General features: G+C 73.3%; 24 protein-coding genes and 1 pseudogene. 15 read left to right on the top strand and 10 right to left on the bottom strand.

Annotated elements, in window-relative coordinates:
• Positions 1 to 42: 42 nt before the first annotated feature.
• Positions 43 to 714 carry a TetR family transcriptional regulator gene (locus AC07DA_RS16005; RefSeq protein ID WP_479128496.1) on the top strand — a complete coding sequence of 224 codons (672 nt, stop codon included), beginning with the start codon at positions 43 to 45 and terminating at the stop codon, positions 712 to 714.
• Between the two features lie 282 nt (positions 715 to 996).
• Here the strand turns inward: AC07DA_RS16005 and AC07DA_RS16010 are convergent, their stop codons facing one another.
• Positions 997 to 1,230, bottom strand: a complete 234-nt coding sequence (locus AC07DA_RS16010) for a ferredoxin (RefSeq protein ID WP_479128498.1) — start codon at positions 1,228 to 1,230, stop codon at positions 997 to 999.
• A gap of 2 nt (positions 1,231 to 1,232) precedes the next feature.
• The gene (locus AC07DA_RS16015; RefSeq protein ID WP_479128500.1) at positions 1,233 to 2,684 is read right to left on the bottom strand and encodes an aldehyde dehydrogenase; all 1,452 of its coding nucleotides are present in this window, start codon (positions 2,682 to 2,684) and stop codon (positions 1,233 to 1,235) included.
• A gap of 84 nt (positions 2,685 to 2,768) precedes the next feature.
• Here AC07DA_RS16015 and AC07DA_RS16020 point away from each other — a divergent pair, with 84 nt between their 5' ends.
• Positions 2,769 to 3,836, top strand: a complete 1,068-nt coding sequence (locus tag AC07DA_RS16020; protein WP_479128502.1) for an MBL fold metallo-hydrolase — start codon at positions 2,769 to 2,771, stop codon at positions 3,834 to 3,836.
• A 98-nt stretch (positions 3,837 to 3,934) separates the two neighbouring features.
• Positions 3,935 to 4,840, top strand: coding sequence for a DUF5753 domain-containing protein (locus tag AC07DA_RS16025; protein WP_479128504.1), 906 nt, complete (start codon positions 3,935 to 3,937; stop codon positions 4,838 to 4,840).
• Between the two features lie 7 nt (positions 4,841 to 4,847).
• Here AC07DA_RS16025 and AC07DA_RS16030 read toward each other — a convergent pair whose 3' ends face one another.
• Positions 4,848 to 5,663, bottom strand: a complete 816-nt coding sequence (locus AC07DA_RS16030) for an SAM-dependent methyltransferase (protein ID WP_479128506.1) — start codon at positions 5,661 to 5,663, stop codon at positions 4,848 to 4,850.
• A gap of 700 nt (positions 5,664 to 6,363) precedes the next feature.
• Here AC07DA_RS16030 and AC07DA_RS16035 point away from each other — a divergent pair.
• The 6 genes and pseudogenes from AC07DA_RS16035 to AC07DA_RS16060 all read left to right on the top strand — a co-directional run.
• Positions 6,364 to 7,599 (top strand): prenyltransferase/squalene oxidase repeat-containing protein, encoded by a 1,236-nt coding sequence (locus AC07DA_RS16035; protein ID WP_479128508.1) that lies wholly within the window; start codon positions 6,364 to 6,366, stop codon positions 7,597 to 7,599.
• Positions 7,596 to 8,237: an SCO2322 family protein gene (locus AC07DA_RS16040; RefSeq protein WP_479128510.1), complete on the top strand. Its 642-nt coding sequence runs from the start codon at positions 7,596 to 7,598 to the stop codon at positions 8,235 to 8,237. The genes AC07DA_RS16035 and AC07DA_RS16040 overlap by 4 nt, the downstream gene beginning before the upstream one ends.
• Positions 8,203 to 9,297: an energy-coupling factor transporter transmembrane component T gene (locus AC07DA_RS16045; RefSeq protein ID WP_479128512.1), complete on the top strand. Its 1,095-nt coding sequence runs from the start codon at positions 8,203 to 8,205 to the stop codon at positions 9,295 to 9,297. Before AC07DA_RS16040 ends, AC07DA_RS16045 begins: the two co-directional genes overlap by 35 nt.
• Positions 9,294 to 10,949 carry an ABC transporter ATP-binding protein gene (locus tag AC07DA_RS16050; protein WP_479128514.1) on the top strand — a complete coding sequence of 552 codons (1,656 nt, stop codon included), beginning with the start codon at positions 9,294 to 9,296 and terminating at the stop codon, positions 10,947 to 10,949. The genes AC07DA_RS16045 and AC07DA_RS16050 overlap by 4 nt, the downstream gene beginning before the upstream one ends.
• Entirely contained in the window at positions 10,946 to 11,824 is an 879-nt protein-coding gene (locus AC07DA_RS16055; protein ID WP_479128516.1) for an ECF transporter S component, read from the top strand. Before AC07DA_RS16050 ends, AC07DA_RS16055 begins: the two co-directional genes overlap by 4 nt.
• 197 nt (positions 11,825 to 12,021) lie before the next feature.
• Positions 12,022 to 12,162 (top strand): annotated as a pseudogene (locus AC07DA_RS16060) (aggregation-promoting factor C-terminal-like domain-containing protein); the annotation flags it as partial.
• Positions 12,163 to 12,201: 39 nt separating this feature from the next.
• On the opposite strand, the gene AC07DA_RS16065 reads toward AC07DA_RS16060, so the two are convergent.
• The gene (locus AC07DA_RS16065; RefSeq protein WP_479128518.1) at positions 12,202 to 13,437 is read right to left on the bottom strand and encodes a cytochrome P450; all 1,236 of its coding nucleotides are present in this window, start codon (positions 13,435 to 13,437) and stop codon (positions 12,202 to 12,204) included.
• Positions 13,438 to 13,655: 218 nt separating this feature from the next.
• Here AC07DA_RS16065 and AC07DA_RS16070 point away from each other — a divergent pair, with 218 nt between their 5' ends.
• Positions 13,656 to 14,825, top strand: a complete 1,170-nt coding sequence (locus AC07DA_RS16070; protein WP_479128520.1) for a steroid 3-ketoacyl-CoA thiolase — start codon at positions 13,656 to 13,658, stop codon at positions 14,823 to 14,825.
• On the opposite strand, the gene AC07DA_RS16075 is transcribed toward AC07DA_RS16070, so the two are convergent.
• Both AC07DA_RS16075 and AC07DA_RS16080 read right to left on the bottom strand, forming a co-directional pair.
• On the bottom strand, positions 14,809 to 14,994 hold the full coding sequence (locus tag AC07DA_RS16075) for a DUF397 domain-containing protein (RefSeq protein ID WP_479128522.1): 186 nt from the start codon (positions 14,992 to 14,994) through the stop codon (positions 14,809 to 14,811). The genes AC07DA_RS16070 and AC07DA_RS16075 overlap by 17 nt on opposite strands.
• Complete coding sequence (locus AC07DA_RS16080; protein ID WP_479128524.1) at positions 14,975 to 15,802, bottom strand: helix-turn-helix domain-containing protein; 828 nt, start codon at positions 15,800 to 15,802, stop codon at positions 14,975 to 14,977. Before AC07DA_RS16080 ends, AC07DA_RS16075 begins: the two co-directional genes overlap by 20 nt.
• A 93-nt stretch (positions 15,803 to 15,895) precedes the next feature.
• On the opposite strand from AC07DA_RS16080, the gene AC07DA_RS16085 reads away from it, so the two are divergent.
• Both AC07DA_RS16085 and AC07DA_RS16090 read left to right on the top strand, forming a co-directional pair.
• Positions 15,896 to 16,312, top strand: a complete 417-nt coding sequence (locus AC07DA_RS16085) for an ATP-binding protein (RefSeq protein ID WP_479128526.1) — start codon at positions 15,896 to 15,898, stop codon at positions 16,310 to 16,312.
• 35 nt (positions 16,313 to 16,347) lie between these two features.
• Complete coding sequence (locus AC07DA_RS16090; protein WP_479128528.1) at positions 16,348 to 17,976, top strand: hypothetical protein; 1,629 nt, start codon at positions 16,348 to 16,350, stop codon at positions 17,974 to 17,976.
• Here AC07DA_RS16090 and AC07DA_RS16095 read toward each other — a convergent pair.
• Positions 17,930 to 19,978, bottom strand: a complete 2,049-nt coding sequence (locus AC07DA_RS16095; protein ID WP_479128530.1) for a bifunctional glycosyltransferase 87/phosphatase PAP2 family protein — start codon at positions 19,976 to 19,978, stop codon at positions 17,930 to 17,932. The genes AC07DA_RS16090 and AC07DA_RS16095 overlap by 47 nt on opposite strands.
• A gap of 394 nt (positions 19,979 to 20,372) precedes the next feature.
• Here AC07DA_RS16095 and proP point away from each other — a divergent pair, with 394 nt between their 5' ends.
• Together proP and AC07DA_RS16105 are read left to right on the top strand one after the other, a co-directional pair.
• Positions 20,373 to 21,758 (top strand): glycine betaine/L-proline transporter ProP, encoded by a 1,386-nt coding sequence (gene proP / locus AC07DA_RS16100; RefSeq protein WP_479128532.1) that lies wholly within the window; start codon positions 20,373 to 20,375, stop codon positions 21,756 to 21,758.
• A 95-nt stretch (positions 21,759 to 21,853) separates the two neighbouring features.
• A complete protein-coding gene (locus AC07DA_RS16105; protein ID WP_479128534.1) occupies positions 21,854 to 22,522 on the top strand; it encodes an O-methyltransferase in 669 nt (222 codons plus the stop codon).
• Positions 22,523 to 22,532: 10 nt separating this feature from the next.
• On the opposite strand, the gene AC07DA_RS16110 is transcribed toward AC07DA_RS16105, so the two are convergent.
• Entirely contained in the window at positions 22,533 to 22,925 is a 393-nt protein-coding gene (locus AC07DA_RS16110) for an FHA domain-containing protein (protein WP_479128536.1), read from the bottom strand.
• A gap of 88 nt (positions 22,926 to 23,013) precedes the next feature.
• Between AC07DA_RS16110 and AC07DA_RS16115 the strand changes: the two genes are divergently transcribed.
• Positions 23,014 to 23,421: a DnaJ family domain-containing protein gene (locus AC07DA_RS16115; protein WP_479128538.1), complete on the top strand. Its 408-nt coding sequence runs from the start codon at positions 23,014 to 23,016 to the stop codon at positions 23,419 to 23,421.
• 18 nt (positions 23,422 to 23,439) lie between these two features.
• Here the strand turns inward: AC07DA_RS16115 and AC07DA_RS16120 are convergent, their stop codons facing one another.
• Entirely contained in the window at positions 23,440 to 24,042 is a 603-nt protein-coding gene (locus tag AC07DA_RS16120) for a hypothetical protein (protein ID WP_479128540.1), read from the bottom strand.
• Positions 24,043 to 24,046: 4 nt separating this feature from the next.
• Positions 24,047 to 24,742: a hypothetical protein gene (locus tag AC07DA_RS16125; protein ID WP_479128542.1), complete on the bottom strand. Its 696-nt coding sequence runs from the start codon at positions 24,740 to 24,742 to the stop codon at positions 24,047 to 24,049.
• Positions 24,743 to 24,859: the final 117 nt, after the last annotated feature.

Genomic DNA, 24,859 nt, shown 5'->3' on the forward strand with positions numbered 1-24,859 from the left:
GATCACTCGTCCTCACGGACGGTCACGGAACGGGACCGACCCATGCCCGCGGAAGCCCAGGTGAACGCCAAGGTGAACAAGGTGGCCAAACCGGCCCAGGTGGTGGCCGGAACCGCAGCCCCCGCCTCCCCGCCGCTGACGGAGCGGCAGGAGGCCCGTCGTCGCCGCATCCTGCGCGCGAGCGCGCAGCTGGCCAGCCGGGGCGGTTTCGACGCCGTGCAGATGCGTGAGGTCGCGGAGTCCTCACAGGTGGCGCTGGGCACGTTGTACCGCTACTTCCCCTCCAAGATCCATCTGCTGGTCGCGACGATGCAGGACCAGCTGGAGCACATGCACGGCACGCTCCGGAAGAAGCCGCCGCAGGGCGCCACGGCGGCCGAGCGGGTCGCCGAGACGCTGATGCGGGCCTTCCGCGCCCTGCAGCGCGAGCCGCACCTGGCCGACGCGATGGTCCGCGCGCTCACCTTCGCCGACCGCAGCGTGAGCCCCGAGGTCGACCAGGTCTCCCGGCAGACCACGGCGATCATCCTGGACGCGATGGGCCAGGAGGACCCGAGCCCGGAGCAGTTGTCGGCGGTCCGGGTCATCGAGCACACCTGGCACTCCGCGCTGATCACCTGGCTCTCGGGCCGCGCCTCGATCGCCCAGGTCAAGATCGACATCGAGACGGTCTGCCGTCTGATCGACCTGACGGCGCCGGGCCCGCGGCGGTGACCCGCGCGACCACCGGACCCACAGCAGTGACCTACGAGACGGGTTCCCTTCGCCGGCATGGTCCGGATCAGGTCCTGGGGGTCGCCTTCCGGCCGCGGACCTCGCGGTCCCGCGGTCTTCCGGCCTCTCAGCCCTACCGTCGCAGTCGGCACCGGCGGAAGTCGGGGCTTCCTGCCCGAGTCGGCCACTGCGGTCGGACTCCCTCACTCGTCCCGTAGGCCTGTTTCCAGGGTAGAACCCTCCGCCGGGAACGGAACCCCCGGAAACATGATTTTCCGGGCGCTATTCCTCCGGCGGGAACACCGGCTCCCCGCTGTCCCCCAGCGTGATCGTGATCGCCTCCACCGGACAGCTCTCGGCCGCCTCCAGGATCCGTTCGTTCGCGTCCGTGTCCGGGGCGACCGGGTGGGACTGGCGGGCGGGGTCGAGGCGGAAGCCGCCGGGGGCGTGGTGGAGGCACTGGGCGGAGCCGATGCACAGGGATCGGTCGACCTCGACGTGCCAGCGGTCGCCCATCGTCACGCGTCCGCCGGCAGGTGGATCATCTTGTGCTCCAGGTACTCGCCGTACCCCTCGGGACCGAACTCCCGCCCCAGGCCGGAGTTCTTGTAGCCGCCGAAGGGGCCGAGCATGTCCAGGCTGAAGGTGTTGACCGAGTAGGTGCCCGTGCGGACCCGCCGGGCGATGTCGATGCCGCGCTCGGCGTCCGCCGTCCAGACGCTGCCGCTCAGCCCGTACTCGGAGTCGTTGGCGATCTTCACGGCGTCGGACTCGTCGTCGTAGGGCAGCAGGCAGATCACCGGGCCGAAGATCTCCTCACGGGCGATGCGCATGGAGTTGTCGACGTCGCCGAAGAGGGTCGGTTCCACGTACCAGCCGCGGTCCAGGCCGGCCGGACGTCCGCCGCCGGTGAGGATCTTGGCGCCCTCCTCCTGGCCGATGCGGATGTAGTCGAGGTTGCGCTGCTGCTGCCGCTTCGCCACCAGCGGGCCCACCTCGGTCGCCGGGTCCAGCGGGTCGCCGACGGTCAGGGCCCCGGCCGCGGCGGCCAGGGCGTCGGCGAACTCGTCGTAGCGGGAGCGCGGCAGCAGGACGCGGGTCTGGGCGACGCAGGCCTGGCCGTTGTTCATCCACGCCGCGGGGGCGATGCCCGCCACCGCCGTCTCGACGTCCGCGTCGGGCAGGACGACGGCCGCCGACTTGCCGCCCAGTTCGAGGGTGACGCGTGTGAGGTTGCGGGCCGCGACCTCCATCACGCGCTGGCCGGCCGCGACCGAGCCGGTGAAGGACACCTTGTCGATGCCGGGGTGCCCGACCAGGTACTCGCTGACCTCCCGGTCGGCGGGGAGGATGGACAGCACGCCCTCGGGCAGTCCGGCCTCGCGGGCGATCCCGCCGAGCAGGTACGCGTCGAGCGGCGACTCGGGCGAGGGCTTGAGGACGGCCGTGCAGCCGGTGAGCAGGGCGGGGGCGAGCTTGGCGGCGGCGGTGAACTGCGGGACGTTCCAGGGGACGACGGCCGCGACGACTCCGACCGGCTCGCGCCGCACCAGGATCCGGCCGAGGACGCCGTCGCGCCGCTCCTCGTAGGTGAAGCCGCGGGCGACGGTGATCGCCGCGTCCCACACCATGACCGCGCCGAGGGCCTGGGCGAGGACGCTCCAGGAGTACGGCGAGCCGTTCTGGGCGGAGATCACGCGGGCGATCTCGTCGTGCCGGGCGGCGATCGCGTCCTTGATCCGGCCGACGACCTCGATCCGCTCGTCGAGGCTCATCCGCGGCCAGGGCCCCTCGTCGAACGCCCGCCGCGCCGCCGCCACGGCGCGGTCCACGTCCGCCGTCGAGGCGTGCGGGACGCGGCCGATGACCTCCTCCGTGTGCGGCGAGATCACCTCGATGACGTCCCGGCCCAGTGGGTCGGTCAACTCCCCGCCGATGTACAGCTGTCCGTGTTCCACGAGCTCGGCCATCGCCACTGCCCTCGTTTCTGACGGTGTTTCAGAACTGATACCAGCTCCCGTTATAGTGAGCAATGGCCGGGGAGCGGAGGGCAGATGACCGAGGCGTTCGAGCACGGCGGAGGAGTCCGTTCCCTCCGCGTCCCGATCCCGGACAACCCCCTCGGCCACACGCTGGTGTACGTCGTCGACACCGACCGCGGGCCGGTGCTGATCGACACCGGCTGGGACGACCCCGGCTCCTGGGCCACGCTCGGACGGGGCCTCGCCGCCTGCGGCACCTCGGTCGCCGAGATCCACGGCGTGGTCGTCACCCACCACCACCCCGACCACCACGGCCTGTCCGGCCGGGTCCGGGAGGCGTCCGGCGCGTGGATCGCGATGCACCCGGCGGACACCGCGGTGGTACGGCGCACCCGGCAGGCCCCGCCCGAGCGCTGGCTGTCGTACATGGCGGCCAAGCTCGCGGCCGCCGGGGCACCGCAGGAGCACCTGGCCGCGCTGCGCGCGGCCCGGCACCGCGACCTGCCCGGCCTCTCCCCCGCCCTGCCCGACCGCGACATCGCCCCCGGCGAACTCCTGGACCTCCCGGGCCGCCGCCTGCGCGCGGTCTGGACCCCGGGCCACACGCCGGGCCACGTCTGCCTGCACCTGGAGGAGGACCACCCGGCGGGGCTCCCCGGCCGTGGGCGCCTGTTCTCCGGCGACCACCTGCTCCCCGGGATCAGCCCGCACATCGGCCTCTACGAGGACCCCGACGACGATGGGGGTACTACCCCCTGTCCGAGCGGGGCCGGGAGCTCGGCGGACGTCACCGACCCCCTCGGGGACTACCTCGCCTCCCTCGAACGCGCCGGCCGCCTGGCCCCCGCCGAGGTCCTCCCGGCCCACCAGCACGCCTTCTCCCACGCCACCGACCGGGTACGGGAGTTGCTCGCCCACCACGAGAGCCGCCTCACCGGCCTGCTGGCCCTCCTCACCGAACCCCTCACGCCCTGGCAGCTCGCCGAGCGCATGGAGTGGAACCGCCCCTGGGCACGGATCCCCCACTCCTCCCGCACCATCGCCGTCTCGGAGGCCGAGGCCCATCTGCGCCGCCTGGTGAAACTGGGCCGGGCGGAGGCGGTGCCGGGCAGCGAGCCGGTCAGGTACGTGGCGGTGTAGGTCGGATCCTGTGAACTGTCCGCTCGCGCGGGTCACTTGGTGGTGTGCTGCGCCCCCTAGGATGGTCGGACGCAACGCTCGCACCGGGAGAGATGCCCATGGGCACCGAAGAGGCCGCACCCGTCACGACCGGCAGCGGGGCCCTGGACGCCCGGTCGGCCGGCCCCATGGTGCCGCGGCTGGTGCTGGGCGCCCGGCTGCGGCGGCTGCGCGAGGAGCGGGGCATCGGCCGCGCGGACGCGGGGCACGTCATCCGCTCCTCCTCGTCCAAGATCAGCCGGATGGAGGCCGGGCGCCACGGCTTCAAGCTGCGCGACGTCGCCGACCTGCTCACGCTCTACGGCGTCACGGAGGAGGCCGAGCGCGCCACGCTGCTGGCCCTGGCCGAGCAGGCCAACGCCCCCGCCTGGTGGCGCTACTACAGCGATGTCGTGCCGCCCTGGATGCAGACGTACCTCGCGGCCGAGCAGGCGGCGAGCCTCGTGCGCTGCTACCAGGTCCAGCGCGTGCCCGGCCTGCTGCAGACCCCCGACTACGCCCGCGCCTCCCTCCGGGTCGCCCACCCCGACGCCGGTCCGGCGGAGATCGAGCGCCGGGTCGCGCTGCGGATGACCCGTCGGCGGATCCTGCACCGGCAGCCCCCGACCCAGCTGTGGGCCGTGCTCGACGAGGCGGCGCTGCGTCGCCCGGTGGGCGGGATCCGGGTGATGCGGGCCCAGCTCAGGGCGCTCATCGAGCTCTGCCGGCTGCCGCAGGTCACGCTGCAGGTCCTGCCGTTCACCGCCGGCGGGCACGCGGCGGAGGGCGGCCCGGTAACCATCCTGCGCCTGCCCGGCGGCCAACTGCCGGACGTGGTCTACCTGGAGAAGCTCACCACCGCCCTGTACCCGGACAAGCCCGCGGAGATCGAGCGCCACTGGGACGCCATGAACCGGCTGGTGGTCGAAGCCGAGTCGCCGGACGAGACTCCGACCATCCTGCACCGCGTCCTTCAGGAGACCTGACGGCGGCTCAGGCCTTGCGGGCGACTCCGCCGTACTGGTGCACCTCCGCGGGCAGGCCCAGGGCCGCCGCGTCGGGGCGCCAGCGGGAGCAGGACGTCACGCCCGGTTCGAGCAGCTCCAGCCCGTCGAAGTAGCGCGCGATCTGCTCCGGGCTGCGGAGGATGTAGGGGATCGAGCCGCCCTCGTTGTACTGGTTGATGGCCCGGACGTACTCCTCGCTGGTGTCGGTGGAGTCGTAGCTGACGAGGAAGCTGCCGGAGGGCAGGGCGTCCACCAGCTGCCGCACGATCGCGCGGGCCTCGTCGTGGTCCTCGATGTGGCCCAGGATGCCCATGAGCATCAGCGCGACGGGCCGGTCGAAGTCCAGGGTCCGGCCGGCTTCCCGGATGATCGTGTCCGGCCGGCGCAGGTCGGCGTCGACGTAGTTGGTGACGCCCTCCGGGGTGCTGGTGAGCAGCGCGCGGGCGTGGGCGAGGACCAGCGGGTCGTTGTCGACGTAGACGATCCGGCTCTCTGGGGCCACCCGCTGGGCGATCTGGTGGGTGTTGTCCACGTTGGGCAGGCCGGTGCCGATGTCGAGAAACTGCCGGACGCCCTCCTCGGCCGCGAGGTGGCGGACGGCGCGGGCGAGGAAGTAGCGGGCGGCGCGGGCGCCGGTCTCGATCCCGGGGAAGATCTCCCGGAACGCGTCACCGGCGATACGGTCGACCTCGTAGTTGTCCTTGCCGCCCAGCCAGTAGTTCCAGATCCGGGCCGAGTGCGGCACCGAGGTGTCGATCTTGTCGAACGGCTCCTGCCCGGAGTTCGCCGCCTGGTCGGTCATGGACGCTCCTGCGTGTCGTCGGGAGGGCCCACGTTAGCCTGTCCGCACCTGAGAGACGATCAACTTCGTGGCAGTGTCCGGGAGTTCGGCCTCACCTGCGGTACGGACCGACTTCCTCCTGGCCCCGTGAGGCAGGCCCGCAGCGGGGTCGGGCCGGTGAGGCGTTCCCTCATCAGGTCGGTGCGCGAGCGGGCCGGGCGGACCCGGGGGACCGGGTGGCCGTGGGCGTTGCGGGTGCGCCCTCACCGCCGCCTCGGCCGCCGCGTCACCGGCCCCGCCCCGGCCGCGGCGCAGCACCCACGCCTCGTCGCGCGTACACGTCCGCGCGCCGGCCCGAGCCGAGCCGCTCCCCCGGTGGTGTCGTCGGCACGGACCGACGCCACCCGAGCCCGACCCGGCGCCCTCGGGTGGATTTCCGTGGCCGGGTACAGTGAGCGGGTCGTCATCACACCGTACGGGGGGAAGCCGGTGCAATTCCGGCGCTGACCCTTCCCCGAGTTCTCGGCTTCGCTCGAGCAGGGGAGACCCCTGTCGTGAACCGCCACCACCGCGGCGGTGAGCCGGATCGCCCCGTACGGTTCGTGACCGGCTCACGTGCCCGGCGGTCCGCCGGCGCACGGCACCGTCGAGGTATACGGAGCCGAGCCGCCGGGATGTCCCGCGCTGCCCGGCTCCCCGCAGGGAGAGGCATCCGCCGATCATGAACGTCCGCCGCAGCGCCGCGGTCCTGGCCGCCGTCGCCGTGATCGGGGCCGCCACCCCGGCCGCCGCCGACCCGTCCCCGTCGCCGTCCCGGGCGCTCCCCTCCGCCCTGTACGGCGACTCGGACCCCCAGTACGACGGCGTCTGGCGCCAGTCGCTCGCCCTGCTCGCGCAGGACACGGTCGGTGTGCGGCCGGCCGCGAAGGCCGTGGAGTGGCTGGTGCGCCAGCAGTGCGCCAACGGCGCTTTCGCCTCCTACCGCCCCGACCCCACCGCCGCCTGCGACGCCAGGACCCCGCTCGACACCAACGCCACGTCGGCCGCCGTGCAGGCCCTGGCCGCGCTCGGCGGGCACGAGGACGCCACCGGCAAGGCCGTCGGCTGGCTGAAGTCCGTCCAGAACAAGGACGGCGGCTGGGGCTACGCGCCCGGCGGCGCCAGCGACACCAACTCCACGTCGGTCGTCATCGGCGCGCTCGCCGCCGCGGGTGAGAAGCCGGACGACGTGGAGAAGGGCGGCAAGTCGCCCTACGACGCGCTGCTGGAGCTGGCCCTGCCCTGCGACGGGGACGGGGCCGGGGCGTTCGCGTTCCAGCCGGACAAGAAGGGCGAACTGGTCGCCAACGCGGACGCCACCGCGGCCGGTGTGCTCGGCGCCCTGGGCCGGGGCATGGTCGTCGAGCCCGGCGGGTCCGGCGGGAAGTCCGGCTCGGCCTGCGCCGGGCCCCGCACGCCGGAGCAGGCGGCGGCGAACGGGGCGGCGTACCTCACCTCCGCCCTCGGCAAGGACGACGACCACCTGATGTCGGCCCTGGCCGGGGCCGAGCCCCAGCCCGACCACGGCAACACCGCCGACGCGGTCGTCGCGCTCGCCGCGCGGGGCGAGAGCGGGCAGGCGGAGAAGTCCGTGCGCTGGCTGGAGAAGAACTCGGCGGCCTGGGCGGAACGGAGCGGCCCGGCCGCCTACGCCCAGCTGATCTTCGCCGCGCACGCGACGGGCACGGACCCGCGCGACTTCGGGGGCGCGGACCTGGTGAAGCGGCTGAACGGGACGGGCCCGGCCCCGCAGGCCGCCGCGAAGTCCGACGCGGCGGAGAAGAACGCGAAGGCCGCGAAGGACGACGAGAAGGACTCCGGCTCCGTGTTCGGCGTGTGGTGGTACGTCGGTGTCTGCCTCGTCGCGGGCATCGGCATCGGGTTCCTGTTCACCGGCCGCCGGAAGCAGCAGCCGTGATCCGCCGGGCCGTTCTCCTCCTCCTGGCCTCGCTCCTGCTGGTCGCGGGCGCCGGCCAGGCGGCCCAGGCCGCCGGTTACCGCTACTGGTCGTTCTGGGAACGCGACGGCGACCGCTGGGTCTACGCCACCCAGGGCCCGTCCACGACCCGGCCCTCCGACGGCGACGTCCAGGGCCTGCGCTTCGCGGTGAGCGAGGACTCCGCGGACGCCGCCCGACCGCGCGGCCGGGCCGACTTCGCGACGATCTGCGCCAGGACGCCCGCCCGGGACGGCACCAAGCGCGTCGCCCTGCTCCTCGACTTCGGCACGTCCGCGGACGCCCCCGAGGGCGAGACCCCGCCCGCCGCGCGGACGGCCTGCGCGCAGGTCCCGCCCGGCGCCACGACCGCCGAGGCCCTGGCCGCGGTGGCCAAGCCGCTGCGCTACGACACCAACGCCCTGCTGTGCGCGATCTCCGGCTACCCGGAGAAGGGCTGCGGCGAGCCGGTGTCGCGGAAGGAGCGGAAGCCGGGAGCGGAGCGGCAGGAGCAGAAGGAGCAGCGGGACGACGGCCCGTCCCTGAGCCTCGTGGCGGGCGTCGGCGTGGTGGCGCTCCTGGCCGGTGCGGCGATCTGGCAGGTACGCCGGCGTGGGTAGGACGCTCCACCCCGGTGCGTGGTGGCTGTGGGCCCTCTCCCTCGGCACCGCCGCCACCCGCACCACCAACCCCCTCCTGCTGGCCCTGCTCGTCGCCGTCTCCGCGTACGTCGTGGCCACCCGGCGCCCGGAGACCCCCTGGTCCCGCTCCTACGGCGCCTTCGTCAAGCTCGCCCTGGCCGTGCTGCTGATCCGGCTCGTCTTCGCGGTGCTGCTCGGCTCGCCGATCCCCGGCACGCACACCCTGTTCACCCTCCCCGAGGCCGCGCTGCCCGCCTGGGCGCAGGGCATCCGCCTCGGCGGCGAGGTCACGGCGGAGGCCGTCACCTTCGCCCTGTACGACGGCCTGAAACTGGCCACCCTGCTGATCTGCGTGGGTGCCGCGAACGCCCTCGCCAACCCCTCCCGCCTGCTGAAGTCCCTCCCGGGCGCGCTCTACGAGATGGGGGTCGCGGTGGTCGTGGCCCTCACCTTCGCCCCGCACCTCATCGCCGACGTCCAGCGTCTGCGCGCGGCCCGCCGGCTGCGCGGCCGCCCCGACAAGGGTGTCCGGGGCCTGCTCCAGGTGGCCCTGCCGGTCCTGGAGGGCGCCCTGGAGCGCTCCGTCTCCCTCGCCGCCGCGATGGACGCCCGCGGCTACGGACGCACGGCCCGGGTGCCGCGCGCGGTGCGCCGGACCACCGCCGCCCTCACCCTCGGCGGCCTGCTCGGCGTCTGCGCGGGAACGTACGGGCTCCTCACGGCCGAGGGCGGCAGTTACGGCGTGCCCGTGCTCCTGGCCGGTGTCACCGCGGCCCTCGCGGGTCTCAAGCTGGGCGGCCGCCGCTCCCTGCGCACCCGCTACCGTCCGGACCGCTGGGACGTGCGCGCCTGGCTGGTCGTCGCCTCGGGCGTGGCGGTCGCGGCCCTGCTCACCCTCGCCTCCGTGCGCGACCCCGCCGCCCTGCATCCCGGGGTGGTCCCGCTCGTCGCCCCGGCCCTTCCCGTCTGGCCGGCGGTGGCCGTCCTGCTCGGCCTGCTGCCCGCGTTCGTCGCCCCCGATCCCCAGGAGCCGTCGTGATCCGCTTCGAGGACGTTTCCGTCACGTACGACGGAGCCGCCGAACCGACCGTCCGGGGCATCGACTTCGAGGTCCCCGAGGGCGAACTCGTCCTGCTGGCGGGCCCCTCCGGGGTGGGCAAGTCGACCGTCCTGGGCGCGGTCAGCGGTCTGGTCCCGCACTTCACCGGCGGAACCCTGCGCGGCCGGGTCACGGTCGCCGGCCGCGACACCCGCACCCACAAGCCGCGCGAACTGGCCGACGTGGTGGGCACGGTCGGCCAGGACCCGCTCGCCCACTTCGTCACCGACACCGTCGAGGACGAACTCGCCTACGGCATGGAGTCGCTGGGCCTCGCCCCGGACGTGATGCGCCGCCGGGTCGAGGAGACGCTCGACCTGCTCGGCCTCGCCGACCTGCGGGCCCGCCCGATCGCCACGCTCTCCGGCGGCCAGCGGCAGCGGGTCGCGATCGGCTCGGTCCTCACCCCCCACCCGAGCGTCCTGGTCCTGGACGAGCCGACCTCCGCGCTCGACCCGGCGGCGGCCGAGGAGGTCCTGGCGGTCCTCCAGCGGCTCGTGCACGACCTCGGCACGACGGTCCTCATGGCCGAGCACCGGCTGGAGCGCGTCATCCAGTACGCCGACCAGGTCGTCCTGCTGCCGGGCCCGGGCGCGGCCCCCGTGGTGGGCCCGCCGGCCGAGGTGATGGCCGTCTCCCCGGTGTACCCGCCGGTGGTGGCCCTGGGCCGCCTGGCGGGCTGGACCCCCCTGCCGATGACGGTCCGCGACGCCAGGCGCAGGGCGGCCCTCCTGAAGCAACGGCTGGAAAGCGCCCCGAAGGGGCGCGGGGAACTGCGCGACCAGCCCCGGACCACCCGCACCCGCGACCGCTCCGCGGTCCCCGCACCCATAGGCGCACTCCGCTCCGTCTCGGTCACCCGCACGCGCGTCCAGGCCCTCCGCGACGTCGACCTCACCATCGCCCCCGGCGAGACCATCGCCCTCATGGGCCGCAACGGTGCCGGCAAGTCCACCCTGCTCAACTCCCTGGTGGGTCTGGTCACTCCCAGCTCGGGAACCGTCCGCCTCGGCGAGGCCGTCCCCCACCGCACCGCCCCGAGGGACCTCGTCCGCAAGGTCGGCCTGGTCCCGCAGGAACCCCGTGACCTGCTGTGCGCCGACACCGTCGCCGCCGAGTGCGCGGCCGCCGACAAGGACGCGGGCGCGTCCCCCGGCACCTGCCGGGCCCTGGTCACCGAGCTGCTCCCGGGCGTCACGGACGACGCCCACCCCCGGGACCTGTCGGAGGGGCAGCGGCTCGCGCTGGCCCTGGCCGTCGTGCTGACGGCCCGGCCCCCGCTGCTCCTGCTGGACGAGCCGACCCGGGGCCTGGACTACGCGGCGAAGGCCCGCCTGGTCACGGTGGTGCGCGGCCTGGCCGCCGAGGGGCACGCGATCGTGCTGGCGACCCACGACGTGGAACTGGCGGCGGAACTCGCCCACCGGGTCGTGCTGCTCGCCGACGGCGAGGTGATCGCGGACGGCCCGACGGCGGACGTCGTGGTCTCCTCGCCGTCCTTCGCCCCGCAGGTGACCAAGATCCTGGCCCCGCAGCAGTGGCTCACGGTCTGTGAGGTCCGCGCGGCCCTGCGCGCCGGGGCCGCCTCGTGAGCTCGCAGCGGCAGGCGCGGGCCGTCCGCCTCGGCCCCCGCTCCCTCGCCGCCCTGGTCCTGGTCAGCGCCGTGGGGGTGGCCGGCTTCGGCTGGCCCTTCCTCGCGCCGCCCACCTCGCGGGTCAGCGCGCACGCGCAGGACGCGCCCTGGCTCTTCGCGGGCCTGCTGGTCCTGCTGGTGGCGGTCGTGGCCGCGGCGATCTCGGAGTCGGGACTGGGCCCGAAGGCGGTCGCGATGCTCGGCGTACTGGCCGCGGCCGGGGCGGCCCTGCGGCCGATCGGCGCCGGGACCGCCGGGATCGAGCCGATGTTCTTCCTGATGGTGCTCAGTGGCCGGGTGCTCGGGCCGGGCTTCGGCTTCGTGCTCGGCTCGGTGACGATGTTCGCGTCCGCGCTGCTCACGGGCGGAGTCGGGCCCTGGCTGCCGTTCCAGATGCTGGCGATGGGCTGGTTCGCGACGGGCGCGGGCCTGCTGCCGGGCCCGGACCGGCTGCGCGGCCGGGGGGAACTGGCGATGCTCGCGGCGTACGGCTTCCTGGCGGCCTTCGCCTACGGCACGGTGATGAACCTGGCGGGCTGGCCCTTCATGAACGCCCTCGCCTCGAACGTCGCCTTCGACCCGCACGCCGGCGTCGCCACGAACACGGCCCGCTTCCTCGCCTACTGCCTGGCCACGTCGCTCGGCTGGGACCTGGGCCGGGCGGTCGTCACGGTCGTGCTGACCCTCTCCCTCGGCCCGGCGGTCCTGCGGGCGCTGCGCCGGGCCACGCGGCGGGCGGCCTTCGAGACGCCGGTCACGTTCGAGACGTCCGGGGAGGAGCCGGGGAGTGAGGCCCCCCACATGACCCGCGTCACGTACGAAGCGGGGCCGTAGGCAGCCGCCCCGGTCGCGGCGCCCGGCCACCCCGCCCGTGCGGCCATCCCTAGTAAAGGGGCTCATTGCGGGCATCCGCCGGGGCCTGTTTCTCTGGACGACCGCCCCGCCCCCGACGAAAGGCCGCCGTGCCCGCCGCTTCCGTCCTCCGCCGCGCCGACGACGGCTTCCTGGGCGCGGGTGGTCACGCAGACCACGCGACCACACAGATCGAGTGGGGCCTGGACTCCATGAAGGACCGTTACGGCAGCGCCTGCGGCGCCTGGGACTTCCGGCAGGCCAACCACTGGTACCGAGCCGGTCCGGCTCCCCCCAGACCGGAGGCGGCGGCCCCCTGATCCCCGGGGCCGTCGCCTTCGCCCTTACCGGACCGGCGGTCAGCCCGCGCTCACCGGCAGCTCCTTCACCCCGTTGATCCACGCCGACCGCAGCCGCCGCGGGTCCCCGGCCAGTCTCAGCCCGGGCATCGCGTCGGCGATCGCGTGGAAGATGAGGTCGATCTCCAGCACGGCGAGGGACTTGCCGAGGCAGTAGTGCGGCCCGCCCCCGCCGAACCCGAGGTGCGGATTGGGGTCGCGGGTGATGTCGAAGGTGTCCGGGTCGTCGAAGACCTCGGGGTCGTGGTTGGCGGAGGCGTAGAACAGCCCCACCCGGTCGCCCTCGCGGATCCGCCTGCCGCCGAGTTCCGTGTCCTCGGTGGCGGTGCGCTGGAAGGCGGCCACCGGGGTCGCCCAGCGGACCACCTCCTCCGCCGTGGTCGCCGGACGCTCCCTCTTGTACAGCTCCCACTGGTCGGGGTGGGTGAGGAAGGCGTGCATGCCGTGGGTGATGGCGTTGCGGGTGGTCTCGTTGCCCGCGACGGCCAGCATCAGCACGAAGAAGCCGAACTCGTCGGAGCCGAGGTTGCCCTCGTCCTCGGCCGCGACCAGCTGCGTGACGATGTCGTGGGCCGGGCACCGCTTGCGGTCGGCGGCCATGTTCATCGCGTAGGCCATGATCTCCGTGGCCGACTCGGCGCCGACCTCCTCGGTGATGGCGTACTCGGGGTCGTCGTACGCGATCATCTTGTTGGACCAGTCGAAGATCTTGTCCCGGTCCTCCTGGGGGACGCCGATCAGCTCGGCGATGGCCTGCAGGGGCAGTTCGCAGGCGACCTGGGTGACGAAGTCGAACGGGCCGGTGCGGGCGCGGGCGCCCGCGACGATGGAGTGGGCCCGGTCGCGCAGGCGTTGCTCCAGGGCGCGGATCGCCCGGGGCGTGAAACCGCGCTGCACGATCTGCCGGACCCGGGTGTGCTCCGGCGGGTCCATGTTGAGCAGGATCAGCCGTTGCGCGTCGATGGCCTCGCGCCGGATGTGCTCGTTGAAGCGGATGATCGCGGTGTTGCGGGTCGAGGAGAACAGCTCCGGGTGCGTGGAGACGTACTTGACGTCGGCGTGCCGGGTCACCGCCCAGTAGCCCTCGTCCTGGAAGCCGGCGAGCCCCGCGGGCTGCGGCACCCAGCAGACCGGTTCGGCCCGGCGCAGCTCGGCGAACTCCGGCAGGGGCACGCGGCGGTGCAGTACGTCCGGATCGGTGAAGTCGAACCCCTCGGGCAGCGCGGGACAGGACATCGGCGGCTCCCACCACTCGTACCGACGGGACAGTCTGACGGTCCATCAGCTGTGCGGAGTTGCGGTGACCGTAGTAACGGGTTCTACAAGTAGCAAGAGCCAGGGGTACCCCAATTGCCCGCACGACCCTTGCGGTCACCGAACGGACCTCAGCACACTGCAGACAGAACCAGAACGCGTTCTAGTTCCGCTGAGCCTCCCGGAGAGGACCCGCACCCATGGCTGCCGAACCCGTGATCGTCGAAGCCGTCCGCACCCCCATCGGCAGGCGCGGCGGCGCGCTCGCCCACCTGCACCCGGCCTACCTCCTGGGCGAGACGTACCGCGAACTGCTGGGCCGCACCGGCATCCCCGCCGACTGCGTGGAGCAGGTCGTCGGCGGCACGGTCACGCACGCGGGTGAGCAGTCGATGAACCCGGCGCGCACGGCCTGGCTCGCGATGGGCCTGCCCTACGAGACGGCCGCGACGACCGTGGACGCGCAGTGCGGGTCCTCCCAGCAGGCCTCGCACATGGTGGCCAACATGGTCGCGGCGGGCGTGATCGACGTCGGCATCTCCTGCGGGGTGGAGTCCATGTCCCGGGTGCCGCTCGGCTCGGGCTCCAAGCACGGCCCGGGCAAGCCGTTCCCGGACGAGTGGAACGTGGACCTGCCCAACCAGTTCGAGGCCGCCGAGCGCATCGCCCGCCACCGGGGCCTGACCCGCGAGGACGTCGACGCGCTCGGTCTGGCCTCCCAGCGACGGGCCGCGCACGCCTGGGCGGAGGAACGCTTCAAGCGGGAGACGTTCGCGGTCCAGGTCCCCACGACCGAGGAGGAGCAGCACTCCGGGCAGGGCATGTGGCGCCTGGTCGACCGGGACGAGGGCCTGCGCGACACGTCGGCGGAGGCGCTGGCCTCCCTGAAGCCGATCATGCCGACGGCGGTGCACACGGCCGGCAACTCGTCGCAGATCTCCGACGGGGCGGCGGCGATCATGTGGGCGTCGAAGCGGATGACCAAGGCCCTGAAGCTGCGCCCGCGGGCCCGGATCGTGGCCCAGGCCCTCGTCGGCTCCGACCCCCACTTCCACCTCGACGGCCCGATCGACGCGACCAACGCGGTGCTGGGCAAGGCGGGGATGGCCCTGAGCGACATCGACCTCGTCGAGATCAACGAGGCGTTCGCGTCGGTCGTCCTGAGCTGGGCGCGGGTCTTCGAGCAGGACCTGGAAAAGGTCAACGTCAACGGCGGCGCGATCGCGCTCGGGCACCCGGTGGGGGCCACCGGGGCCCGGCTCATCACGACGGCACTGCACGAACTGGAGCGCGCGGACAAGGAGTTCGCACTGATCACGATGTGCGCGGGCGGCGGCTTGGCCACCGGCACGATCATTCAGCGGTTGTAGACGCCCAGTCGACGAAGGCGGTGAACACGGCGGGGTCGAGGGTCAGGACCGGTCCCGCCGGGTTTTTCGAGTCGCGTATGGCGACGGTGGTGTGGGGGGTTTCGGCGACTTCGAGGCACTGGCCGCCCTGGTCACTGCTGTACGTCGACTTACGCCACTGCATCTCCATAGCGTTCCTCCATCGCGCGCCGGATGAGCTCCGCCGAGTCCTTGAGGGAGAGGGCGGCAGCTCGGAGATGATCGTAACGGAGCGAACAGTTCTTCACGGTGTCCGGATTGGCCGTCGTGAGCCCGCTGCCATAGGTCTCCGTGTAGACGATGGTGGGGTCGCTCGCAAAGTGGTAGACGTCGAATGAGCCTGTCAGCCCCGCATGCGCCCCCGCCGACAGGGGCAGCACCTGAATGTTGATCCGGGGGTTGCCCTGGAACGACAACAGGTGCGCGAGTTGCTCCCGCATGACTTCCGGGCCGCCGATCTCCAGGTGCAGAGCGGCTTCACTGAGGACAGCCCAGAAGACCGGCGGCTCAGCCCTCTCGAAGACCCGCTGGCGAGCGAGCCGCACCGCCGTGCGGTCGTCGAGGTCGCTCCGGTCCAACGCGCCCAGCACAGCCCGCGCGTACCCCTGGGTCTGCAGCAATCCCAGGACCATGTGCGTCTGGAAGGAGCAGATCTCCGTGGCCCGCACCTCCAGCTCCGCCACCTGCTGGAACCAGGCCGGAAGCCGACTGCGCAGCACCAGTTCCACGAGCCGGGAGAACAGGCCGTCCGTACCGAGCGCCGCGTCAGCCCGTTCACTGAACTCGGGCGTCGGGACCTTCCGGGCTGTCTCGATCTGCCCGACGAGCGAGCCGGTGTAGTTGAGGATCCCCCCGAGTTGCTTCAGCGTCAGCCCGGCCGCCTCCCTGTGGCGGCGCAGTTCGTAACCGTAGTAGTCGAGCGGGGAGGCCCCCGGGTCAAGGGCGTTGATGTGGGTCACGGCAGAAGCCCCTCTCACGCAACTCGGTCCACAACGGGACCGGTTGTATCCGTTCCGTAGCCGAGGGTAGTCACCGCACGTCAGCCTCGTCCCGTGAACGAATACATTCCCGCCCAGTACACGATGCGCCTCACCGTCGGCCCGCACGCCCCCCGGCACATCCGCCGTATCGTCCGCTCCTTCCTCGGCGAGTGGGGCACGCCCGAGCTGTCGGACGCCGTGGAGCTGGGCGTGACCGAGCTGCTCGCCAACGTCGTACGGCACGTTCCGGACCGCCGCTGCGTGCTGCTGTTGCTGCGGCAGCGGACCGGCGTACGGGTGGAGGTCACGGACGGCAGTGACGGACTGCCCCGCACCCCGGCCGCGTTGGACGAGGAGTCGGAGGGCGGCCGGGGCCTGCTCCTGCTCGACGCCGTGGTCGACAAGTGGGGCGTGTCGCTGTGCCGGGGCGGCGGGAAGACCGTCTGGTTCGAGTGCGGGGCCGACTCCACGGCGGTCTTCACCCGCTGATGAACGTGCCCGGTCCAGCCGGCGTCTAGCAACACGTGGTTGCAGCCGATCTCGCCGACATAAGACGCACGCGCCCGTCCCCCTCGCGGGGCCGGGCCCTCCGTACGCTGTACGAGCGCCACCGCGTCCCGCTTCTCGCGACCCTCCCTACGGTCCCGCTCTACGCGACCTGGTGGCTGTTCCTCGCGACCGGCGGCGGCGACCTGGCCGCTCAGTACGCCTGGGCCGGGTTCGCCGCGGAGCACGGCGGGTCCGCCTACAACCTGTCGTGGTACGGCGGCATGCACACCGCCAACTACAGCCTGCTGTCGCCGTACCTGATGGCGGCCCTGGGCGTGCGCACCGTCACCGTGGTGTCCGGGCTCGCCGCCTCCTGGCTCGCCGCCGTGCTGATCCGGCGCACGGGCGTACCCGGGCCCCTCGGCCCCGCCCTGCTCGCCTCCTTCGCGCTGTGGTGCAACGTCGCCTCGGGGCGGACGACGTTCGCGCTCGGCGTCGCCCTCGGGCTCGCCGCCTGCCTGCTGCTGACCCGCGAGAAGCGCATCCTGCTCGCCGCCGCCTACGCCGCCCTGACCACCATGGCCTCCCCGGTCGCCGGGCTGTTCCTCGCCGTCGTGGGGGCGGGGTTCCTGCTCACGCGGGAGGTGGCCCGGGCCTGTGCGCTGCTGGTCCCGCCCGCCGCCGTGGTCGGGCTGACCACCTTCCTCTTCCCGTTCCACGGCGAGCAGCCGATGCCGCTGTCGCGCATCTGGCCGCCCGTCCTGTTCGCGCTGGCCGTCACGGCGCTGGCACCCCGGCACTGGCGGACCGCGCGCTGGTGCGGGGCCGTGTACGCGGCCGGGACGGTCCTGGCCCATGCCGTCGCCTCCCCGGTCGGGACGAACGTCGAACGCCTCGCGGGCCTGTTCGCCCCGGCCGTGCTCCTCGCGGCCCTGCTGTCCCGGCCCGGGACGGCCCGGCTGCGGCGGGTCCTGCTCGTCGCCGCGCTCGTCCTGTCCCTCTCCTGGGTGGGGAAGAAGACGGCCGACGACCTGAAGGCGTCGGTGGTCGTGCCGGCGTGGGCCGCCGAGACCCAGGGGGTCCTGTGGGCCCTGGACCGGCTGGGCGCCGACCGCGGCCGCGTCGAGGTCGTCCCCGCCCGCGACCACCGCGAGGCCACGCGGCTGGCCCCCCATGTCAACCTGGCCCGCGGTTGGAACCGCCAGCTGGACGTGGAACGGGCCCGCCTGTTCTACGACGGCACCTTCTCCGCCGCCGCGTACCGGGCCTGGCTGGACCGCTGGGCGGTGGGTTTCGTCGCGCTGCCGGAGGCCAGGCCGGACGGGTACGCCAAGGAGGAGGTCCGGCTGCTGCGCGAGCGGCGGCCCGACTGGCTGGAGCCCGTCTGGCAGGACGCGAACTGGCGGCTGTACCGCGTCCGCGACGCCGTACCGCTCGTCTCCGCGCCCGGCTCCGTCGTCCGCGCCTCCCCCGCCGAACTGGTCGTCAAGGTCCCGCGGCCGGGGGCGGTGACCGTGCGGATCGCCCACTCGCCGTGGCTGCGCGCCGACGGGGGGTGTCTGACCCGCGACGGCGACTTCACGCGCCTGAGCGTGCTCGCCGCCGGCGAGTACCGGATCAGCTCGGAGTACGGTCCTTCGATTGATCCGCACGCGCGTTGCTGACCTCGCCGGCGGCCGCCACCGCGCGGACCCGCGGCCCCTGCAGCGCGTACGTCAGGCCGAACCCGAGCCCGACCACCACCGCTCCCCCCACCGCGTCCAGCACCCAGTGATTGGCCGTGGCGACGATCGCCGACGCCGTGAACAGTGGATGCAGCAGGCCCAGCGCCTTCATCCACCAACGCGGCGCCAGCACCGCGATCACCACCCCGCACCACAGCGACCAGCCGAAGTGCAGGGACGGCATGGCCGCGTACTGGTTGGTGAGGGCGGTGAGCGTGCCGTAGTCCGGCTGGGAGAAGTCCTGGACGCCGTGCACGGTGTCGATGAAGCCGAGCGTCGGCATCAGGCGGGGCGGTGCCAGGGGGTAGAGCCAGAAGCCGACCAGGGCGAGCAGGGTGGTGATGCCGAGGGCGGAGCGGGCCCAGCGGTAGTCGGCGGGGCGGCGCCAGTAGAGGACGGCGAGGACGCTGAGCGGGACGACGAAGTGGAAGGACGTGTAGTAGTAGTCGAAGAACTCGCGCAGCCAGTCGATCCCGGCGACCGTGTGGTTGACCCAGTGCTCGACGTCGATGCGCAGGGCCCGTTCCAGGGCGTGGATCTGCGCGCCGTGCTCCTCGGCCTCCGCCCGCCCGGCGGAGTTGCTGCCCCCGGTGGCCGCGAGGCGGACCCGCGAGTAGGCGGCGTAGGTGACCCGGATGAGGAGCAGTTCGAGCAGGAGGTTCGGCCGGGTGAGGACCCGGCGCAGGAACGGCAGCAGCGGCACGTGCCGGAAGCGGGACGGGACGGCGGGCGCGTACCGCGTCGGCAGGGGCGTCCGGTAGTACGGCGAGGTGCGGGACAGGAACGGCACGGCGGTGGCGGCGGCGAGGGCGGCCAGCAGGACGACGTTGTCACGCAGCGGCGCCAGGATCGCCATGTTCGGCAGGAGCATCTTCGCCGGCAGGGTCATCACCAGCACGACGGTCACCGGCCACACGTACCGGTCGGAGGCGCGCCGGCCGGCCCTGCCCACGACCGCCAGCAGCACCCACAGCAGTTGGTGCTGCCAGGCCGTCGGCGAGACGACGATCGCGGCGCAGCCGGTGACCGCGACGGCGAGCAGCAGCTGGCCGTCGCGGAAGTAGCGCACGGCGCGGCGCAGGGCCCAGACGGCGACGGCCGCGCCGAGCGTCAGGAAGAGCGCGACCTCCGACGGGCCGTTCAGGCCGAGCCGCAGCAGGGCGCCGTGCAGGGACTGGTTGGCGAGGTCGTCGGCCGGGCCGCCGAGGCCGACGCCCGCCATGTGGTGGACCCAGTAGCGGTAGGAGTCCTGCGGCATCGCCGCCCAGGCGAGACCGGTGCAGGCGGTGAAGGCGGCACCGGCGGCGACCGCCGCGCGTCTGCGGCCGGTAAACCACAGCAGGGGCGTGAAGAGCAGCAGCGTGGGCTGGAGCGCCGCCGCGACGCCGATGAGCAGGCCGCTGAGCCGCTGGCCGCGGGCGACGAAGCAGCCGAGCAGGACGAGCAGGACCGGGATGATGCTGGTCTGCCCGAGCCACAGGGTGTTGCGGACCGGCAGGGACAGCACGAGCAGGCTGATGGCGACGGGGGCGGCGAGCAGAGCCGTGCGGCGGCCGACGGGCGGGGGCAGGGCGCGGGCGGCGATCAGGCCGAGGGCCACGACCAGCAGCAGCGTGCCGAAGGTCCAGCCCCAGCCGAGGGCCTGTTCCGCCGAACGGGTGAGGGGCTTGAGGACGAGGCCGCCGAAGGGCGTGCCGGTGAAGCGGGTCGAGTCGTAGAGCGAGCCGGTCACGTGCAGGACGCCGTCCGGTCCGAGCCAGGTCTCCAGGTCCGTGAGCCGTTCGCCGCGAGGGGTGGCGAGGACGACGGCGACCTGCCGGGCCGCGAGGACGGCGGCGATCAGCCACAGGGCCAGCCGGGCGGCTCTCAGGCGTGGGTGGGCTCCTCCGACGGCCGTCGCTCCGAGGGTTCCCGCCGGTCGTCCGCCGTGATCCGCACTCATCACGTCTCGTCGGCCTCCCGCCCCAGTTCATCCCGCATACCCGAGATGCGGGAATTCCTCCGCGAACATTAAGGGGCGTACGGCGCCCCCGGGAGGAAGACGCGAGCCACCCCGGGTTCACCTGACGTAAGTCGTCCTTTTTCCGGACGACGATAATCCGAGCGGCGTGCGGCCGCCTCTCCCGGACGCGAGAAGGGTCACATCAAGATCCCGTGGGAACCGCGCGCGACCGGGCAGACGTCCCAGCGCAACCACGTTTTACGTGCAGCCTGCAACGATCGGCGTACCGCCCGTAACCGGCCGAAAACCGCCTATCGTCGCTTTTCGGCCCGTACGACAGCGCCGCCGCGCGGGACCGCGTCCCTGTCCCCGTCGAAAGGTAGGCGAGCGAGTCTTGTCGACTGCCTCAGTCGTCACCCCCGCGTCCGTCCTGAAGACCCGTACCGCGAAGGCCCCCGACGCCACCGTCACCGACCCCGCGCTGGTCAAGCGCGCGGTGAAGGCGGCCGCGCTGGGCAACGCGATGGAATGGTTCGACTTCGGTGTCTACAGCTACATCGCGGTCACGCTGGGCAAGGTCTTCTTCCCCTCGGGCAACCCCACCGCCCAGCTGCTCTCCACGTTCGGCGCCTTCGCCGCGGCCTTCCTGGTGCGCCCCCTCGGCGGCATGGTCTTCGGCCCGCTCGGCGACCGCGTGGGCCGCCAGAAGGTCCTCGCCCTCACCATGATCATGATGGCCGCGGGCACCTTCGCGATCGGCCTGATCCCGTCGTACGCGACGATCGGTGTCGGCGCGCCGGTCCTGCTCCTCGCGGCCCGCCTCGTGCAGGGCTTCTCCACCGGCGGCGAGTACGCCGGCGCCTCGACCTTCATCGCCGAGTACGCCCCCGACAAGCGGCGCGGCTTCCTCGGCAGCTGGCTGGAGTTCGGCACGCTCGCCGGCTACATCGGCGGCGCGGGCCTGGTCACCCTGATGACCGCCCTGCTCTCCGCCGACGACCTGACCTCCTGGGGCTGGCGCGTCCCGTTCCTGATCGCGGGCCCGATGGGCCTCATCGGCCTCTACCTGCGCATGCGCCTGGAGGAGACCCCGGCGTTCGCCGCCGAGGTCGCCAAGGCCGAGAAGGACCGGCCGAAGGTGCCGCTGCGCGAGATGGTCACCGGCCAGTGGCGCGCGCTGCTGCTCTGCGTCGGCCTGGTGCTGGTCTTCAACGTCACCGACTACATGCTGCTGTCGTACATGCCCAGCTACCTGACCAGCGAGCTCCACTACGACGAGACGCACGGCCTGCTCGTCGTCCTCGGCGTGATGGCGCTGATGATGGTCGTCCAGCCGTTCGCCGGCGCGCTCACCGACCGCGTCGGCCGCCGCCCGGTGATCGCCGCGGGCTGTGCGGGCTTCCTGCTGCTGTCCGTCCCGGCCCTGCTGCTGATCCGCGAGGGCAGCCTGCTCGCGGTCGCGCTCGGCATGGGCGCCCTGGGCCTGCTGCTGGTCTGCTTCACGGCCGCGATGCCCTCGGCGCTCCCCGCCCTGTTCCCGACGAAGGTCCGCTACGGCTCGCTGTCCATCGGCTTCAACGTCTCGGTGTCGCTGTTCGGCGGCACGACCCCGCTGGTGGTCACGGCCCTGATCGGCGCGACCGGGAACATGATGATGCCCGCGTACTACATGATGGCCGCGGCCGTGATCGGCGGTTTCGCGGTGTGGCGCATGGCGGAGTCGGCGGGCCGCCCGCTGCCCGGCTCGGCGCCCTCGGTGGCCGGCCGACACGCGGAGTGACAGGCCGCTGACAGCCGACGCCGCACCCACTATCGTCGTCAGCGCCAGTCGTTAGACAGGCTAACCATGTGCTGACGTACGAAAGGCAGGGCCGCATGAGCGAGTCGCACGTCTGGGACGCGGTCGACACCTACTTCACCGACCGGCTCGCCCCGGACGACGAAGCCCTGGCGGCCGCCCTGCGCGACAGCGACGCCGCCGGGCTCCCGCACATCAACGTGGCGGGCAACCAGGGCAAGCTCCTCCAGCTCCTCGCCCAGATCCAGGGCGCCCGCCACATCCTGGAGATCGGCACGCTCGGCGGGTACAGCACCATCTGGCTGGCCCGCGCCCTGCCCGCCGACGGGCGGCTGGTCTCCCTGGAGTACGACCCGCGGCACGCCGAGGTCGCCGTCCGCAACATCGCCCGCGCCGGGCTGGACCGGCTCGTCGAGGTACGGGTCGGCCCGGCCCTGGAGTCGCTGCCCCAGCTGGCCGACGAGAACCCGCCGCCGTTCGACCTGGTCTTCATCGACGCCGACAAGGTCAACAACCCGCGCTACGTGGAGTGGGCCGTCAGACTCACCAGCACGGGCAGCCTGATCGTCCTGGACAACGTGGTGCGCGGCGGCCGGGTCGTCGACGCCGGCAGCACCGCCCCGGACGTCACGGGCACCCGCGCCGCGATCGAGCTGATCGCCGCACACCCGAGGCTGAGCGGCACGGCGATCCAGACGGTCGGCACGAAGGGCCACGACGGTTTCGCGCTGGCCCGGGTGGTGTGAGGCCCGGCCGTCACACCTCGTGGTAGAAGCCGACGTTCACGCTGCGCGGGGCGGTCCGGTCCTGCACCACGAGTTCGCCACTGCCGCCGCGGGGCAGCGGGACGGTGCCGCCGTAGGCGAGGGGCTGGGTGTACTCGCCGATCGTCAGGCGGACTTCGGAGGACGGGTCGGGCTGGGAGCCGCGCAGCCAGGTGACCTGCCAGGTGCCCTCGGGCCCGCACAGGAACTCCAGGTGGACGCGGGAGACGAACAGCCAGTCGTCCGGGGTGCCGAGCCGGCACACCGACTTGTCGCGGCCCACCCGGAGCACGGCACCCGGCTCGCTGGGCGCCTCGGCCATGAGCATGCCGGCCGTGGCACCCTCCTCCGCCGCGGACACGGCGGCCATGGTGAGTTCGAGCACGTGCGCTCCTCCTGAGACGTCCCGGTGGGTCTGCAAGCCCGCCGAATGATAGAACGCCCAGTTGCGCCGTGTCCGGCACAATGGCCTCATGACCGAGCGAAAGCCACCCGGTGTGGACTTCGGGTCCTGGGTCGACAAGCAGATCCGCGACGCGGAGGCGCGCGGGGAGTTCGACCGGCTGCCCGGGGCGGGCCGGCCGCTCCCGCCCGACGTGGAGAGCACCTACGACGAACTGTGGTGGGTGAAGCGGAAGATGGCCCGCGAGGGCCTGTCCGTGCTGCCCCCGGCGCTGGCGCTGCGCAAGGAGGCGGAGGACGCCCTGGAGGCCGCCTGGGCGGCCCCCACGGAGCGGATGGTGCGGAAGATCATCGGCGAGGTCAACGACCGGATCCGCGAGATGATGTTCAAGCCGCCGCCCGGCCCCCCGCTGGGAAAGAAGCCGTACGACGTCGAGGACGTCGTACGGCAGTGGCGGGAGCGCCGGGCGGAGCGTTAGCCGGGCCGTTCACCCCGGTCACACGTGCAACAGCCGTTCCGCCAGCTCCCGGTAGTCCTTCAGGGCCAGCCGGAGCTGCTCGGTGTCGGCCGACGACACGGGCCCGCCCTCGCCGCCCTCCACCGACTGCCAGGACCGGCGCAGGGTGCGGCGGCGCTCGGTCACGGCCTCGGTGAACCGGGCCGCGATCTCCTCCAGCACGTGGTCGGCCTCCTCGACGGCGGCCCGGGGCCCGTCGACGAACCCGGCGACGGCGTGCTGCAGCCGGGCGCCGAGCTTGTCGGAGTCGTCGTGCGGGAACAGCCGGTCACGGGCGTCGGAGCCGGGCCGGTGCGCGGGGGTGCCGTGGGCGTGGCCGGTGCCGGTGCCGGTGGGAGCGGCCCCCGTGCCGTGCCCGCCGCCGTGCGGCGTCTGCGTGCGGTGCGTACCGGTGCCCGGGGCGTCCCCGTGAGGCGCCTGCGTGCCCGGGGTGCCGGTGCCCGGAGCGGCCGCGCGGTCCGCGTCGGTGCCCTGATGCGCGCCGGGGGCCGTCGTGCCGTGGCCGGTGCCCAGGGCACTCTCGCCGCGGGCGTCGGGCGGGGCCGGCGTGTGGTCACCGGGCGGTCGGGTCATGTCGCTCATCGCCTCAGCTCTCCTTCGCCTGACGTCGGTTCATCGCCCACGGCATGTGGCCGCCGCGGGCCGGAGCCTTGCGGCCGCCGTTCAGCCCGGCACGGTGGTGCCCCGCGTCCCGGTCCTCCGCGTGCCGGCCGCCCTCGTGGTGGCCGGGCCGCACCAGCTCCTCGAACAGGGCGCGGGCCGCCACCATGGCCTCGCGCATGTCTTCCGTGCCCTGGCCGCCGTCACGGGCGTCCTCCGCGCGCAGGTGCGCCGCGCGGTGCACGCGCCGGTAGCCGTCCACGTGGTGGGGGTGGTGCACGGACAGCGCGGCGAGCTGCTCGTCGTACTGCCCGCCGTCCGGGAAGCCCCGGGCGCCGGCCAGCTCGCCGATCAGCCGGTCCGCCTCGGCGACCGCGTCCCGCGGCGAGTCGACGAACCGCTCCTGGGCGGCCGTCCAGCGCGCCTCGTACTGTTCGCGCTGCGCCGGCTCCAGCGGCCGTACGCGCAGGTCGCCGTGGCGCTGCACGCGCTCGGTCAGCTCGCGCTCGGCGGCCTCGGTGTCACCGTCGTGCCGGGCGACGACCCGGTCGTACTCGGGTCCGAAGCGCCGCTGGAGGTTCGGGCCACGCCGGGGCCCGCGGGCGCGCAGGGTCATGACGGCCGCGATGATGACGACGACCGCCGCGATCACGATCAGAGCAATGATCAGGCCAGTGGACATGGATGCCTTCCGGGTTCTCGGCCCAACCGGCCGTCCTCGCTGGCCGGTTCGCTGTTCGGGTTGCCCCAAAGCCCGGCGCCAAACGGCGCGCGGGCCGCACGGGGCGCCCGGGCGCCC

The organism is Streptomyces sp. NPDC044921, assembly GCF_056432865.1.

Excerpts from the sequence above, each read along its gene's own strand:
- AC07DA_RS16005 (WP_479128496.1), top strand. The coding sequence starts at position 43 with ATGCCCGCGGAAGCCCAGGTGAACGCCAAGGTGAACAAGGTGGCCAAA.
- AC07DA_RS16010 (WP_479128498.1), bottom strand. The coding sequence starts at position 1,230 with ATGGGCGACCGCTGGCACGTCGAGGTCGACCGATCCCTGTGCATCGGC.
- AC07DA_RS16015 (WP_479128500.1), bottom strand. The coding sequence starts at position 2,684 with ATGGCCGAGCTCGTGGAACACGGACAGCTGTACATCGGCGGGGAGTTG.
- AC07DA_RS16020 (WP_479128502.1), top strand. The coding sequence starts at position 2,769 with ATGACCGAGGCGTTCGAGCACGGCGGAGGAGTCCGTTCCCTCCGCGTC.
- AC07DA_RS16025 (WP_479128504.1), top strand. The coding sequence starts at position 3,935 with ATGGGCACCGAAGAGGCCGCACCCGTCACGACCGGCAGCGGGGCCCTG.
- AC07DA_RS16030 (WP_479128506.1), bottom strand. The coding sequence starts at position 5,663 with ATGACCGACCAGGCGGCGAACTCCGGGCAGGAGCCGTTCGACAAGATC.
- AC07DA_RS16035 (WP_479128508.1), top strand. The coding sequence starts at position 6,364 with ATGAACGTCCGCCGCAGCGCCGCGGTCCTGGCCGCCGTCGCCGTGATC.
- AC07DA_RS16065 (WP_479128518.1), bottom strand. The coding sequence starts at position 13,437 with ATGTCCTGTCCCGCGCTGCCCGAGGGGTTCGACTTCACCGATCCGGAC.
- AC07DA_RS16070 (WP_479128520.1), top strand. The coding sequence starts at position 13,656 with ATGGCTGCCGAACCCGTGATCGTCGAAGCCGTCCGCACCCCCATCGGC.
- AC07DA_RS16075 (WP_479128522.1), bottom strand. The coding sequence starts at position 14,994 with ATGGAGATGCAGTGGCGTAAGTCGACGTACAGCAGTGACCAGGGCGGC.
- AC07DA_RS16095 (WP_479128530.1), bottom strand. The coding sequence starts at position 19,978 with ATGAGTGCGGATCACGGCGGACGACCGGCGGGAACCCTCGGAGCGACG.
- AC07DA_RS16105 (WP_479128534.1), top strand. The coding sequence starts at position 21,854 with ATGAGCGAGTCGCACGTCTGGGACGCGGTCGACACCTACTTCACCGAC.
- AC07DA_RS16115 (WP_479128538.1), top strand. The coding sequence starts at position 23,014 with ATGACCGAGCGAAAGCCACCCGGTGTGGACTTCGGGTCCTGGGTCGAC.
- AC07DA_RS16120 (WP_479128540.1), bottom strand. The coding sequence starts at position 24,042 with ATGAGCGACATGACCCGACCGCCCGGTGACCACACGCCGGCCCCGCCC.
- AC07DA_RS16125 (WP_479128542.1), bottom strand. The coding sequence starts at position 24,742 with ATGTCCACTGGCCTGATCATTGCTCTGATCGTGATCGCGGCGGTCGTC.